At 61.7% G+C, this 13,960-nt stretch carries 10 protein-coding genes; 8 read left to right on the top strand and 2 right to left on the bottom strand.

Annotated elements, in window-relative coordinates; translation table 11 throughout:
• Positions 1 to 86 precede the first annotated feature (86 nt).
• From BW979_RS19145 to yghX, 7 genes are all read left to right on the top strand, one after another.
• Complete coding sequence (locus BW979_RS19145; protein WP_076385149.1) at positions 87 to 1,862, top strand: PQQ-dependent methanol/ethanol family dehydrogenase; 1,776 nt, start codon at positions 87 to 89, stop codon at positions 1,860 to 1,862.
• Positions 1,863 to 2,147: 285 nt separating this feature from the next.
• A complete protein-coding gene (gene exaC / locus BW979_RS19140; protein ID WP_076385147.1) occupies positions 2,148 to 3,668 on the top strand; it encodes an acetaldehyde dehydrogenase ExaC in 1,521 nt (506 codons plus the stop codon).
• A gap of 239 nt (positions 3,669 to 3,907) precedes the next feature.
• Positions 3,908 to 3,979: a pyrroloquinoline quinone precursor peptide PqqA gene (gene pqqA / locus BW979_RS19135; RefSeq protein WP_003243383.1), complete on the top strand. Its 72-nt coding sequence runs from the start codon at positions 3,908 to 3,910 to the stop codon at positions 3,977 to 3,979.
• Positions 3,980 to 4,092: 113 nt separating this feature from the next.
• Positions 4,093 to 5,256, top strand: coding sequence for an alcohol dehydrogenase-like regulatory protein ErcA (gene ercA, locus BW979_RS19130; RefSeq protein WP_076385145.1), 1,164 nt, complete (start codon positions 4,093 to 4,095; stop codon positions 5,254 to 5,256).
• A complete protein-coding gene (locus BW979_RS19125) occupies positions 5,240 to 6,610 on the top strand; it encodes an ATP-binding response regulator (RefSeq protein WP_076385143.1) in 1,371 nt (456 codons plus the stop codon). Before ercA ends, BW979_RS19125 begins: the two co-directional genes overlap by 17 nt.
• 485 nt (positions 6,611 to 7,095) lie before the next feature.
• The gene (mqo, locus tag BW979_RS19120; protein WP_047229923.1) at positions 7,096 to 8,739 is read left to right on the top strand and encodes a malate dehydrogenase (quinone); all 1,644 of its coding nucleotides are present in this window, start codon (positions 7,096 to 7,098) and stop codon (positions 8,737 to 8,739) included.
• Positions 8,740 to 8,830: 91 nt separating this feature from the next.
• A complete protein-coding gene (yghX, locus tag BW979_RS19115) occupies positions 8,831 to 9,721 on the top strand; it encodes a YghX family hydrolase (RefSeq protein ID WP_076385141.1) in 891 nt (296 codons plus the stop codon).
• A 15-nt stretch (positions 9,722 to 9,736) separates the two neighbouring features.
• Here the strand turns inward: yghX and BW979_RS19110 are convergent, their stop codons facing one another.
• Complete coding sequence (locus tag BW979_RS19110; RefSeq protein ID WP_047229921.1) at positions 9,737 to 11,224, bottom strand: aldehyde dehydrogenase family protein; 1,488 nt, start codon at positions 11,222 to 11,224, stop codon at positions 9,737 to 9,739.
• A gap of 213 nt (positions 11,225 to 11,437) precedes the next feature.
• Here BW979_RS19110 and BW979_RS27970 point away from each other — a divergent pair, with 213 nt between their 5' ends.
• Positions 11,438 to 12,409 (top strand): methyl-accepting chemotaxis protein, encoded by a 972-nt coding sequence (locus tag BW979_RS27970; protein ID WP_076385139.1) that lies wholly within the window; start codon positions 11,438 to 11,440, stop codon positions 12,407 to 12,409.
• 39 nt (positions 12,410 to 12,448) lie between these two features.
• Here BW979_RS27970 and BW979_RS19100 read toward each other — a convergent pair whose 3' ends face one another.
• The gene (locus tag BW979_RS19100; protein WP_076386686.1) at positions 12,449 to 13,777 is read right to left on the bottom strand and encodes an alginate export family protein; all 1,329 of its coding nucleotides are present in this window, start codon (positions 13,775 to 13,777) and stop codon (positions 12,449 to 12,451) included.
• Positions 13,778 to 13,960: the final 183 nt, after the last annotated feature.

The following is a 13,960-nucleotide window of genomic DNA, read 5'->3' as shown; positions in this document are numbered from 1 at the left end:
ATTGTTGACGACGGCCCCAAGGCCAAGAATCTGCGGCAGACCGGGAAAATTTCCCGGGTATAACAATAACCGCAGAGGTAGCCGTCATGACTCATCCCGCACGTCGCCAGCCCTTCGCCGTGAGCCTGCTGCTCAGTGCCATGCTGCTGTCCGGTTCGGCCTTGGCCGCCGTGACCGATCAGGAAATTCTCCAGGACCCGAAAAACCCGCAGCAGGTCGTGACCAACGGCCTCGGCGTGCAAGGCCAACGCTATAGCCCGCTCGACACGCTCAACGTGAATAACGTCAAGGATCTGCGTCCGGTCTGGGCGTTCTCCTTCGGCGGTGAAAAGCAGCGCGGCCAGCAGGCCCAGCCGATGATCAAGGATGGGGTGATGTACCTCACCGGTTCCTACTCGCGGGTGTTCGCGGTGGATGCACGCACCGGCAAGAAACTCTGGCAATACGATGCGCGCCTGCCCGATGACATTCGTCCTTGCTGCGACGTGATCAACCGTGGCGTGGCGCTGTATGGCGACCTGGTGTATTTCGGCACCCTGGACGCCAAGCTGGTGGCCCTGAACAAGGACACCGGCAAGGTGGTGTGGAGCAAGAAAGTCGCTGACCACAAGGAAGGTTATTCCATCAGCGCCGCGCCCATGATCGTCAATGGCAAGCTGATTACCGGCGTGGCGGGCGGCGAGTTCGGCGTGGTGGGCAAGATCAGCGCCTACGACCCGAAAAACGGCGAGCTGCTGTGGACCCGTCCGACCGTGGAAGGGCACATGGGTTATGTCTACAAGGACGGCAAGGCTATCGAGAATGGCATTTCCGGTGGCGAAGCCGGCAAGACCTGGCCGGGGGATCTCTGGAAGACCGGTGGTGCGGCGCCCTGGCTGGGTGGCTACTACGACCCGGAAACCAATCTGCTGCTGTTTGGCACCGGTAACCCGGCACCGTGGAACTCCCATCTGCGCCCTGGCGACAACCTCTATTCCTCGTCGCGCCTGGCCCTTAACCCAGACGACGGCAGCATCAAATGGCACTTCCAGAGCACCCCTCACGACGGCTGGGACTATGACGGCGTCAACGAACTGATCTCCTTCAACTATAAGGAAGGGGGCAAGGACATCAAGGCTGCGGCCACCGCCGACCGCAACGGCTTCTTCTACGTGCTCGATCGCACCAACGGCAAGTTCATCCGCGGCTTCCCGTTTGTCGACAAGATCACCTGGGCCAGCGGCCTGGACAAGGAAGGGCGGCCGATCTACAACGAGGCCGGCCGTCCGGGCGCGCCGGGCAGCGAAGCCAAGGGCAGCTCGGTGTTTGTCGCGCCGGCGTTCCTCGGGGCGAAGAACTGGATGCCGATGGCCTACAACCAGGACACCGGGTTGTTCTACGTGCCGTCCAACGAATGGGGCATGGACATCTGGAACGAAGGCATCGCCTACAAGAAGGGCGCGGCGTTCCTGGGAGCCGGTTTCACCATCAAGCCGCTGAACGAGGACTACATCGGTGTGCTGCGGGCCATCGACCCCAAGACTGGCAAGGAGGTCTGGCGTCACAAGAACTTCGCGCCGCTGTGGGGCGGAGTGCTGACCACCAAGGGCAACCTGGTGTTCACCGGCACGCCTGAAGGATTCCTGCAGGCCTTCAACGCCAAGACCGGAGAAAAGGTCTGGGAGTTCCAGACCGGCTCCGGTGTGCTCGGTTCGCCCATCACTTGGGAAATGGATGGCGAGCAATACGTCTCCGTCCTCTCGGGCTGGGGTGGCGCGGTGCCGTTGTGGGGCGGCGAAGTGGCCAAGCGCGTGAAGGACTTCAACCAGGGCGGCATGCTCTGGACCTTCAAGTTGCCGAAAGAGTTGGTGGCCAAGCGCTGAGTTGTCATTGAGCCGGGGGCTGCTTTTGTGGCGAGGGGATTTATCCCCGCTGGGCTGCGAAGCGGCCCCAAAATCTTTGCGAGCGCTGCGCACTCGAGCGGGGATAAATCCCCTCGCCACAAAGGCAGCGCTTGTTCCCGCTTTTCGTGTCCTGAAAAATCCACAAACCTACGACCAAATAACGAGAGCCCCCCTGCCAATGACGCATTCGTCCAGCATGCGGGTCTCTCTACCATCGGCCTATCGCCTGTCCCGCGACAGGCATCGACCAGGCAGAGGCCCATTATGATCTATGCACAACCCGGAACCCCAGGCGCCGTCGTTACCTTCAAGCCGCGCTATGGCAATTTCATCGGCGGCGAATTCGTCGCGCCGGTTAACGGCGAGTATTTCACCAACACGTCCCCGGTCAACGGCGAGGTCATCGCCGAGTTCCCACGCTCCAACGCCGCTGACATTGACAAGGCCCTGGACGCAGCCCACGCCGCTGCCGATGCCTGGGGCAAGACTTCGGTGCAGGATCGCTCCCTGGTGCTGTTGAAAATCGCCGACCGCATCGAACAGAACCTGGAACGCCTGGCTGTCAGCGAGACTTGGGACAACGGCAAAGCCGTGCGCGAAACCCTCAATGCCGACGTACCGCTGTCGGCCGACCATTTCCGTTATTTTGCCGGCTGCATCCGCGCCCAAGAGGGTGGGGCCGCCGAGATCAATGAACTGACCACCGCCTATCATTTCCACGAACCGCTGGGCGTGGTCGGACAGATCATCCCGTGGAACTTCCCACTGCTGATGGCCGCCTGGAAACTCGCCCCGGCCCTGGCCGCGGGTAACTGCATCGTGCTCAAGCCAGCGGAGCAGACGCCGTTGTCGATCACCGTGTTCGTCGAGCTGATCGCCGACCTGCTACCGCCCGGTGTGTTGAACATCGTCCATGGCTTTGGCCGCGAAGCCGGTGAAGCCCTGGCCACCAGCAAGCGCATCGCCAAGATCGCCTTCACCGGCTCGACCCCGGTGGGCTCGCACATCATGAAATGCGCCGCCGAGAACATCATCCCGTCCACAGTGGAGCTGGGCGGCAAGTCGCCGAACATCTTCTTCGAAGACATCATGCAGGCCGAGCCGGCGTTCATCGAAAAGGCCGCCGAAGGCCTGGTGCTGGCGTTCTTCAACCAGGGCGAAGTCTGCACCTGCCCATCGCGGGCGCTGGTGCAGGAGTCGATCTACGCGCCGTTCATGGCCGAGGTCATGAAGAAGATCGCCAAGATCAAGCGCGGCAATCCGCTGGATACCGAAACCATGGTCGGCGCCCAGGCGTCCCAGCAGCAGTACGACAAGATTCTTTCGTACCTGGACATCGCCCGGGAGGAGGGCGCCGAGCTGCTCACGGGCGGCGCGGCGGAACATCTTGAAGGGGATTTGTCGAGCGGCTATTACATCCAGCCGACCCTGCTCAAGGGCCACAACAAGATGCGCGTGTTCCAGGAAGAGATCTTCGGCCCGGTGGTGGGCGTGACCACGTTCAAGGATGAAGCCGAAGCCCTGGCGATTGCCAACGACACCGAGTTCGGCCTCGGCGCCGGTCTCTGGACCCGTGACATCAACCGCGCCTACCGCATGGGTCGGGCAATCAAGGCCGGGCGTGTCTGGACCAACTGCTACCACCTGTACCCGGCCCACGCCGCGTTCGGTGGCTACAAGAAGTCCGGCGTGGGTCGTGAAACCCACAAGATGATGCTCGACCATTACCAGCAGACCAAGAACCTGCTGGTGAGCTACGACGTTAATCCGTTGGGCTTCTTCTAACCCAGAAACACCCCCCTGTGGGAGCGAGCCTGCTCGCGATAGCGGTAGATCATTCAACCTCTATGTTGAATGTTCAGGCGTCATCGCGAGCAGGCTCGCTCCCACATTTGGATTTGTGTGATTGCAGCATTGCTACCAACGCACCCCACTCACCGCTTCGAAAGTAGCATTCGAACGTCGGGTACAGCGTGCATTAATGACCTTGCCGGAATGGCCCGGTACAAGAAGAGGAAAGACCCATGTGGACTAAACCCGCGTACACCGACCTGCGTATAGGCTTTGAAGTGACGATGTACTTCGCCAACCGATGAGCGCTGGCCCGGCCTGAGATGTTCAGGCCGGGCTACCCATTTGGTCTGATTGCAATCACGGTGGGATGCTTTAGGCTCAGGGTATTCCCGGAACAATAAGAACAGGCTTACCGATGAGCCAGAGTCTCAGTCCGCTGCGCAAGTTCGTTTCACCTGAAATCATGTTTGGCGCCGGTTGCCGGCACAATGTTGGCAATTACGCCAAGACGTTCGGCGCACGCAAGGTGCTGATCGTCACCGATCCCGGCGTGATCGCCGCAGGATGGGTCGCCGACGTCGAGGCCAGCCTCCAGGCCCAGGCCATCGACTATTGCATCTACAGTGCCGTCTCGCCCAATCCCCGGGTCGAAGAAGTCATGCTCGGGGCCGAGCTGTACCGGGAAAACCACTGCGATGTCATCGTCGCGGTCGGTGGCGGCAGCCCCATGGATTGCGGTAAAGGCATCGGCATCGTCGTTGCCCATGGTCGCAATATCCTGGAATTCGAAGGCGTGGACACCTTGCACGTGCCCAGCCCACCGTTGATCCTGATTCCCACCACCGCCGGCACCTCGGCGGACGTGTCGCAGTTCGTGATCATTTCCAACCAGCAAGAGCGCATGAAGTTTTCCATCGTCAGCAAGGCCGCGGTGCCGGACGTGTCGCTGATCGACCCGGAAACGACCCTGAGCATGGACCCGTTCCTGTCCGCCTGCACCGGCATCGATGCGCTGGTGCATGCCATCGAGGCGTTTGTATCCACCGGCCACGGCCCGCTCACCGACCCCCATGCGCTGGAGGCCATGCGCCTGATCAACAGCAATCTGGTGCAGATGATCGCCAACCCGGCGGATGTCGCCCTGCGGGAAAAGATCATGCTGGGCAGTATGCAGGCCGGCCTGGCGTTCTCCAACGCGATTCTCGGTGCGGTGCACGCGATGTCCCACAGCCTGGGCGGGTTCCTGGATTTGCCCCATGGCTTGTGCAACGCGGTGCTGGTGGAGCATGTGGTGGCGTTCAACTACAACTCGGCGCCCGAGCGTTTCAAAGTGATTGCCCAGACGCTGGGCATCGATTGCCGAGGCCTCAATCACCGGCAAATCCGTACCCGGCTGGTGGAACACCTGATTGCCCTCAAACGCACCATCGGCTTTCACGAAACCCTGGGGCTGCACGGGGTGAGCACTTCGGATATTCCTTTCCTGTCGCAACATGCGATGCATGATCCGTGCATTCTCACCAACCCTCGGGAGTCGAGCCAGCGGGATGTCGAGGTCGTCTATGGCGAAGCCCTCTGACGAACAGCAAAAAGCCCTGGCCGGGCTGCTGGGACTGGGCAATCACTCCACGCGCAAGAGCCACTATCCGGAACTGGCCGCGCGCCTCGATGAGCTGGAACAGGCTCGGCAACACCTGCAACAGCTCAACGATCAGTTGGAACAGCGGGTGGCCGAACGTACCGACGCGCTGCTGGAGGCCAACCGCAACCTGCAACAACAGATCGCCCAGCGCGAGCTGATCGAACAACAACTGCGCGATGCTCGGGACGCTGCGCAGGCGGCCAACCGCAGCAAGGACAAATACCTGGCCGCCGCCAGCCATGACCTGCTGCAACCGCTCAACGCCGCACGCTTACTGATCGCCACATTACGCGAACGCTCGCTGCCCACCTCCGAACACGTGCTGGTGGAGCGTACCCACCAGGCGCTCGAAGGGGCGGAGGACCTGCTCACCGACCTGCTGGACATCTCCCGGCTGGACCAGGCTGCAGTCAGGCCGGACCTGGCGCCGTATCGGCTGGATGAGTTGCTCGCGCCGCTGGCTTCGGAGTTTCAATCAGTGGCTGGCGCTGCCGGGTTGGAGCTACGGGTACGTTTCGGCGACGAAACAGTGATGACCGACCTGCGGCTGATGACCCGGATCTTGCGCAACCTGCTCAGCAATGCCTGTCGCTACACCGCTCAGGGCGGCATCCTGTTGGCCGCGCGGCGTCGGGGCGAGCGGTTGAGCCTGGAGGTCTGGGACACGGGGCGCGGTATTGCTGCCGACTGCCTGGAGTCGATCTTCCTGGAGTTCAACCAGCTGGACGTAGGTCGCGCTGCCGATCGCAAGGGTGTCGGCCTGGGTTTGGCGATTGTCGAGCGTATCGCCCACATTCTCGGTTATCGGGTCCAGGTACGTTCCCGCCCGGGGCGCGGTTCGGTATTCAGCATCGAGGTGCCGTTGTCTGCTGAAAGACTGCTGCCCATGGCCCAGATGCCCGCCCAGGCCGTCGCCGGTAACCCGCTGCCTGGCCGCCGTCTGCTGGTCATCGACAATGAGCTGAGCATTTTGCAAAGCATGGCCGCGCTGCTGGGGCAGTGGGGGTGTGACGTGTTGACCGCCACGGACGAGGCGGGTGCCTTTGACGTGCTGCAAGGCCGCGCGCCGGAACTGATCCTGGCGGATTTCCACCTGGACCATGGCGTGGTCGGGTGCGAAGTGGTCAAGCACTTGCGCGAGCATTTCCAACAGACGATCCCGGCGGTGATCATCACCGCCGATCGCAGCGACCAGTGCCGCCGCGCCTTGCGCAAACTCAATGCGCCACTGCTCAACAAACCGGTCAAGCCCGGCAAATTGCGGGCGGTGTTGAGTCAGTTGCTCGGATAGCGAGTGGCGAGGTGACGCCAGATTTCACCAACAATCCCTTGTGGGAGCGAGCCTGCTCGCGATAGCACTGGGTCAGCTTGCATCACTGTCTAATGCGCCACCGCCATCGCGAGCAGGCTCGCTCCCACATTTTTCAGCCAGTGCGCCATCAAAACGCCGTCATTTGGTCGGTGTTTATGCCTTGAATGAAAAAAGAGGCTTCGGTCTGTTTAGTTCATTCTGTAAACTCCCCCCGCTGCGACAATCGGGCGCGGCCATGTCTGGCCCGATTACAAGCGTTTTGCAGTGTCCCTCACCCAGCTGAAGCCAAGACCTACAAGAAGTCAGCGCCGGAGAGACATAAAAGCGAGGCCGATGATTCTCGGCCCCTGTAGGTCCGTCCTCCAGTCCCGTCTCGACCCCAGTCATGCCGTATGCCGGCCATGGCGTGGTCTATCCTTGCAGGACTGGTGGGCGGAATGGCGTTCTACCCTAGGGATACACACATGTTGAAGAGAACACACACGGCGCTGCTGGGCCTGGCGATGGCGATGGGTCTTGCGACCACGCACGCCGCCGAGGCAAAAAAAGTGGATGTCCTGCTCATTGGTGGCGGCATCATGAGCTCGACACTCGGCGTTTGGCTCAATGAGCTGGAACCGGACTGGACCATGGAAATGGTCGAGCGCCTGGACGGTGTTGCCCAAGAGAGTTCCAACGGCTGGAACAACGCCGGTACCGGCCACTCCGCGCTGGCCGAGCTGAACTACACGCCCGAAGACAAGAATGGCAAGGTCGAAATCGCCAAGGCGATCGAGATCAACGAAGCGTTCCAGGTTTCCCGTCAGTTCTGGGCCTGGCAGGTCAAGAACGGCGTGCTGAAGAACCCGCGCTCGTTCATCAACTCCACCCCGCACATGAGCTTTGTCTGGGGTGAGGACAACATCGCGTTCCTGAAGAAGCGCTACGAAGCCCTTCAGGCCAGCCCGTTGTTCGCCGGCATGCAGTACTCCGAAGATCGCGAGCAGATCAACAAGTGGGTACCGCTGATGATGCAAGGGCGTGATCCGAGCCAGAAAGTTGCGGCCACCTGGAGTCCCTTGGGCACCGACGTGAATTTCGGCGAAATCACCCGTCAGTTTGCTGCTCACCTGCAAACCAAACCGAACTTCTCCCTCAAGCTGTCCAGCGAAGTGCAGGACATCACCCGCAACGAAGACGGCACCTGGCGCGTTGCGTACAAGAACCTGAAGGACGGTAGCGAAACCGAGACCGACGCCAAGTTCGTGTTCATCGGCGCTGGCGGCGGTGCTTTGCACCTGCTGCAGGAAGCTGACATCCCCGAAGCCCGTGAATACGCCGGCTTCCCGGTAGGCGGCTCGTTCCTGGTGACCGAGAACCCGACCGTCGCCCAGATGCACCTGGCCAAGGCCTACGGCAAGGCTTCGGTTGGCGCACCGCCGATGTCGGTTCCGCACCTGGACACCCGCGTGCTCGACGGCAAGCGTGTGATTCTGTTTGGCCCGTTCGCCACTTTCTCCACCAAGTTCCTGAAGAACGGTTCGTACTTTGACCTGCTGACCAGCACCACCACCCACAACGTGTGGCCGATGACCAAGGTGGGTATCGAACAGTACCCGCTGGTTGAATACCTGGCCGGCCAGTTGATGCAGTCGGACGAAGATCGCTTCAACGCCCTGAAGGAATACTTCCCGGACGCCAAGCAACAAGACTGGCGCCTGTGGCAGGCCGGCCAGCGCGTGCAGATCATCAAGCGTGATGAAGAGAAGGGCGGCGTCCTGAAACTGGGTACTGAAGTGGTCGCCTCCCAGGACGGCAGCATCGCCGCTCTGCTGGGTGCTTCGCCAGGTGCCTCGACTGCTGCGCCGATCATGCTGACGGTGCTTGAGAAGGTCTTCAAGGACAAGGTCGCCACCCCGGCCTGGCAGGAAAAACTGCATCAGATCGTGCCAAGCTACGGCACCAAGCTCAACGAAAGCCCTGAGCGTGTGGCTCAGGAGTGGGCTTACACCAGCGAAGTCCTGCAGCTGGACACGCCACCAACGATCGGCCAGCAGCGCACCGCGCCTGCACCGACTGCGCCGGCCGCTGCCCCGCAAAGCAACCCGGCGGCCGACATGGCGCTGTAAACCGGACGTTGTCTGGTGAATAAAAAACGCCGCTCATCGAGCGGCGTTTTTTTTCGTCTATGATTTTTCGATCCCCGAAGAGGATCAAACCATGACTCGCCTGACCGCCAAGGACTTTGCCCCCGAACTGCTCGAGCTTTACGATTTTTACGCCCACGGCCAGATATCCCGAAGGATCTTCCTGGAGCGGGCCAGTCAGTTTGCGGTGGGCGGGCTGACGGCCGGCGCACTGCTGGCGTCGTTGAGCCCCAACTATGCCCAAGCGATGCAGGTGAACTTCACCGACCCGGATATCGTGGCGCAGTACATCACTTATCCCTCGCCCAAGGGTCACGGTCAGGTGCGCGGCTATCTGGTCCGGCCAGCCAAGGCTAGCGGCCCGGTGCCCGGTGTGGTGGTCGCCCATGAGAACCGTGGCTTGAACCCCTATATCGAGGACGTCGCCCGGCGTGTGGCCAAGGCCGGTTTCGTGGCGCTGGCGCCGGACGGCCTGACCTCGGTGGGCGGGTATCCGGGTAACGATGACAAGGGGCGCGAGCTTCAGCAGCAGGTTGATCCCGAGAAGCTGATGAACGATTTTTTCGCTGCTGTTGAGTTTCTGATGAAACACGACGCCATTGGCGGCAAGAAAGTCGGCATCACCGGTTTCTGCTACGGCGGCGGGGTGGCCAATGCCGCCGCCGTGGCGTATCCCGAGCTCGGCGCGGCGGTGCCATTCTACGGGCGCGGGCCCAAACCTGAGGACGTGCCGCGAATCAAAGCACCGTTGCTGATCCACTACGCCGAACTCGACACCCGCATCAACGAAGGCTGGCCGGCCTATGAAGCAGCGCTCAAGGCCGGGAAGAAGACCTATCAGGCCTATATCTATCCGGGCGTCAACCATGGCTTCCACAACGACTCGACCCCGCGCTATGACGAAGCGGCTGCCGAACTGGCGTGGGGGCGCACCCTTGAGTGGTTCAAGCGTTACCTGGGGTGAGCGCCACGTCGCGGCTCAGTAGCGAATCATCACGGACTTGAGTTCCGTGTAGTCGTCGATGAAGGCGCTGCCGAACTCCCGGCCCATCCCCGAAGACTTGCTGCCGCCAAAGGGCACGGCCGGGTCGAGCAGGGTGTGCATGTTCACCCATACGGTGCCGGCTTCGATGGCGGGCACCATGCGCAGGGCCTTGCCCAGGTCATTGGTCCAGAGGCTGGCACTCAGGCCGAACGGCGTGTCGTTCATCAGCTCCAGCAGCTCTTCTTCACTGTCGTAAGGCAAGAACGTGGCGATCGGGCCGAAGGTCTCTTCGTGAAGCAAGGTATCGCTGCGACTGTTGGCAAGGATGATGGTCGGCTCGACATAACAGCCCGGTCCGTCGATCAACTTGCCGCCGTGAATGATGGTGTTGTCTTGTGCCCGGGCTTTGGCAAAGAACTCGCCGAGTTTGCGCTGATGCTGGCGGTTGGTGACCGGGCCGAACTCGGTGGCTTCGTCCAGGGGCGAGCCGATATTGAGTTTGCTCAGGCGCTGGGCCAGTTTGTCCATGATCGGTTCAAGCTGCGAACGATGGACAAAGAACCGCTCGGCCGCCGCGCAGATTTGCCCTGAGTGCAGAAAACCCGCTTCGATGATGCCGTTGACCGCCACGTCCGCCGCCACGTCCGGCAGAAAACCCGCCGCATTCTTGCCGCCCAGTTCCAGTGTGGCACGGGTCAGCCCGGCGCCCATGGCGCTCTGGCCGACGGCGAGGCCGGTTGGCACGGAACCGGTGAACGAAACCTTGTTTGTGCCAGGGTGCTCGATCAACCCTTTGCCTACTTGACCACCGCCGGTCACCACGTTGAGGGCACCCGGTGGCAGGCCCGCGTCCATGGCCAGTTCGGCGATGCGCAGGATGGTCAGCGGCGTGAACTCGCTGGGTTTGATGATGATGCTGCAGCCGGTCACCAGTGCCGAGGCGAGTTTCCAGATGGCAATCATGGTGGAGAAGTTCCACGGCACGATGCCGACCACCACGCCCACCGGTTCGCGCAGCGTGAACGCGGTGTAGCGTTCACCGGCGAAGGAGGGCAGCGACGGGGTGATGGTCTGGCCGCTGATCTTGGTGGCCCAGCCGGCGTAATAACGCAAAAAATGCGCGGCCTGGTCGACCTCGAAAGCGCGGGATATCTGGATGATCTTGCCCGACTGGCAGGTTTCGATCTGCGCCAGTTCTTCGCGATGGCGCTCCAGTAGGTCCGCCAGCTTGAGCAGCACGTGACCGCGCACGGCCGGTGCCGCCGCAGACCACTGTTTGAATCCGCGCCGCGCCGACTCCACCGCCGCATCGATATCGCCTGGCGAGGCTTCGCTGACCTGTGCGATGACCTGGCCGGTGGCGGGGTTGACGACGTCCAGCGTCTGCGCGCTTTGGCTTTGGACATAACGACCGTCGATGAACAGCGCGTGGTGTCGGGCGAGAAAAGCTTCGACCTGAGGCAGCAGGGCAATATCGCTCATGAGGGTTTCCTGATCGCGGGCAAGGGAAAGTCTGGAGGTTAATCCCTGGGGGCCGATGCGGCTTGACTGTGCCTGCCGCGGGGTATGTCTGTGGCTGCCAGTTTCCGGGAGGGGCTGGCAGCCAGGAGCAAAAGCCATTGCAGCCATGTACAAGCCAGCGCGACCGGTTTGCGTTCAGATCAGTGTTTCGACTGACGGGCAAAGGGGCGGGCGATGTTTCTCCAGACCAACAAACAGAAGCTGGCGTTGATCGCGCAAATACAACGCGCATTGGCCGGAGAGGGCGGCGACGCCCCGATGCTGGAGGTGTATCCGTCACTGCGGGACTGTCTTGAGCAACACGCACGGCAGATGACGCAGGCAAGCGAAGACCTGCACAATGCCCAGGCACAGGTGAGCGAGCAGAGCGCGCGAGGCCGGCAACGTGAGCATGAACTTGAGGTGACTCGCCAGCAGTTGGAACAGGCCCTGGAGCGCGAGCATCGGCTTGAAGCACGCCTGGATGAACACCGCCAGCAGTTGCAGCAACTCCAGCAGCAAGCGCACATCTGGGAGCTGCTGCAATCGACCCTGACCGAAGGCTGCTGGGACATCACGGTGGTCAATGGCGATCTGCAGCACCCCGCCAGCGCCATGCGTTTTTCCGGTCAGTTCCGCTCGCTGCTGGGCTACACCGCCGATGAGTTACCCGATGGCTGGGATGCCCAGGTCAGCATCACCCACCCTGACGACCTGCCAAAGATCATGGCGATTTTCGAGCGGGAAATCCTTGGCTCCCAGGGCAGCGGCGAGTACGTATTCGAATACCGGATGCGCCATAAAAGCGGGGATTACATCTGGTGTCGCGAGCGTGGTCGCGCGTTACGGGATTCGCACGCACGCCTGGTTCGGGTCATCGGTGCGGTGCGCGATATCAGCGATGAACGCTCGGCCCAATCCACCCACCAGCGCATGCTGGAGCAGAACCAGGTGACCTACGCCCAGATTGCCACCGTGGTGGGGGTGATCAAGGGCATCGCCGAGCAGACCAATCTGCTGGCCTTGAACGCCGCCATTGAAGCGGCCAGGGCGGGCGAGGTCGGACGCGGTTTTTCCGTGGTGGCCGATGAGGTGCGCAAACTGGCAGAAAGCACTCGCCAGGCGACTCATCAGATCCAGACCATGTTGCATCAGCACAAACAATAATCCGCCCGGGAGCTGCCTTCGGGGCAGCTCCCGGTTGCTTCAGAATGGAACCGCTACCACCAGTTGGCTGTAGACATTGGTGCCGTTGCCACTCACTTGATTGCCGCCGTTGCTCGCGTCCTTTTCCGGCTTGTACAGACCCACCAGTGGCGTGACGATCAGGTGTTCGTTCACGGCCCATTCCACATACAGGTCCAGCTCCCGTCCATCGAGATTCAGCGTGTCGCGGGTGTGCAGGGTCTTGTAGTCGAAGAATAGCGCGCCGATAGTCACTGCCTCTGTTGGCTTGAGCTTGAGCCCCAGGTGCTGGACAGCGGTGTTGCTGTTGAACGGCCCGGAATAGTTGCCGGTGACTTCGCCCTGGAACCAGGTGCCATAGCCGCGACTCGTGCCGTTGAACATCGAGTCCCAGTCCTTGGAGTAGCGGCTGTAGCGATAGGTCAGGTCCGGGGTCCAGGGCAGCTCAGCGAAGGTGTAGCCGGCTTCGGTGTACCAGGCTTTCTCCGGGCCCGCGTCCTTGTCCTGCCAGGCATATTCGAAGGCAAAGTGGGCATTGTCGATGCCGGCATTCCCCGCGCCCCGCAGGCTGTAGATGTCCATGCCTTCGCGCTGCTTCTGGAACTCGCTGGCGTAGCGATCATCGACGTCGATGCCATGGATGTAGGTCAGCCCCAGTGTGCCTGGTGCTGCGCTGTATTGCAGGGTACCGGCGGCCATTTCGGTATTGGCCTGGGCGCGGTTGTCGGACTTGATCCACATCAGGCTGCCGTGTACGCCTTCCTGGCCGCCCAGGCGCAGCACGGCGGTCTTGTCGAAGGCATGACGGGCCGCCAGGTAATAGGCGCCGCCGCGGTTGAACTCACCGTCGGCCACGCCTTTGCCCAGATTCAGACCGTCGTCATTGATGATGAAGCCATCGCCGAGGGTAATGACCTGGCGACCGTAGGACAGGTCGACGCCGTCCTTGCCCAGCGCCGGGAACAGATCCCCTGAACGCCAGCCGGCAAACGCTTCATCGAACTTGGTGGTGCGTTCGGATCCGTCGCTCAGGCCCGCGGCATCGCCGTCGCCCCAGGTGCCGGAGCTGACCAGATTGGCCGTCCCGTAGACGCTGCCCATGGCGCCGAGTGTCTGGTCGATACTCAGGCCATACTTGATAAAACCCTCACGCCAACTTGAGCCGCCGCGGGTGCCGTCATAGTTCTTGCGACTATTGAACATCCCGTAGACCGCCAGGAAGTTGCCGGTAACCGTGGTGTCGTCGTCGGTGTAAAGCTCATAGGCCTGGGCCGACGAATCAGCCACCAGCAGGGCGATTCCAAGGCCGATGGCGTTGCGCAGCAAAGGTGTATTGCGGGTGTGCTCCATGGTGTTTTCCCCAGTGTGATAGGACATCAGAGCGCCCATTAAGGGGAGACCGGGGCAGGGAAGTCTTTTACCTGCCTGCCAGATAATTGATCCAGCCCGCCAAGGCGCGAGCGCTGGCAGGCAGCAACAAAACCGGCGGCAGACACGGGCAAGACGCTCGGGCCGAGGGCGGCGCACAGTGAT

The organism is Pseudomonas sp. A214, assembly GCF_900156295.1.
Taxonomy (GTDB): domain Bacteria; phylum Pseudomonadota; class Gammaproteobacteria; order Pseudomonadales; family Pseudomonadaceae; genus Aquipseudomonas; species Aquipseudomonas rhizophila.
The sequence above is the reverse complement of the archived record's forward strand: the minus strand, read 5'-3'. Positions and strand labels throughout refer to the sequence as shown.

Bases quoted from the DNA above. Each gene is read 5' to 3' on its own strand.
- BW979_RS19110 (WP_047229921.1), bottom strand. From the start codon at position 11,224: ATGAGCGATATTGCCCTGCTGCCTCAGGTCGAAGCTTTTCTCGCCCGA.
- mqo (WP_047229923.1), top strand. From the start codon at position 7,096: ATGTTGAAGAGAACACACACGGCGCTGCTGGGCCTGGCGATGGCGATG.
- yghX (WP_076385141.1), top strand. From the start codon at position 8,831: ATGACTCGCCTGACCGCCAAGGACTTTGCCCCCGAACTGCTCGAGCTT.
- BW979_RS19125 (WP_076385143.1), top strand. From the start codon at position 5,240: ATGGCGAAGCCCTCTGACGAACAGCAAAAAGCCCTGGCCGGGCTGCTG.
- BW979_RS19100 (WP_076386686.1), bottom strand. From the start codon at position 13,777: ATGGAGCACACCCGCAATACACCTTTGCTGCGCAACGCCATCGGCCTT.
- ercA (WP_076385145.1), top strand. From the start codon at position 4,093: ATGAGCCAGAGTCTCAGTCCGCTGCGCAAGTTCGTTTCACCTGAAATC.
- BW979_RS19145 (WP_076385149.1), top strand. From the start codon at position 87: ATGACTCATCCCGCACGTCGCCAGCCCTTCGCCGTGAGCCTGCTGCTC.
- BW979_RS27970 (WP_076385139.1), top strand. From the start codon at position 11,438: ATGTTTCTCCAGACCAACAAACAGAAGCTGGCGTTGATCGCGCAAATA.
- exaC (WP_076385147.1), top strand. From the start codon at position 2,148: ATGATCTATGCACAACCCGGAACCCCAGGCGCCGTCGTTACCTTCAAG.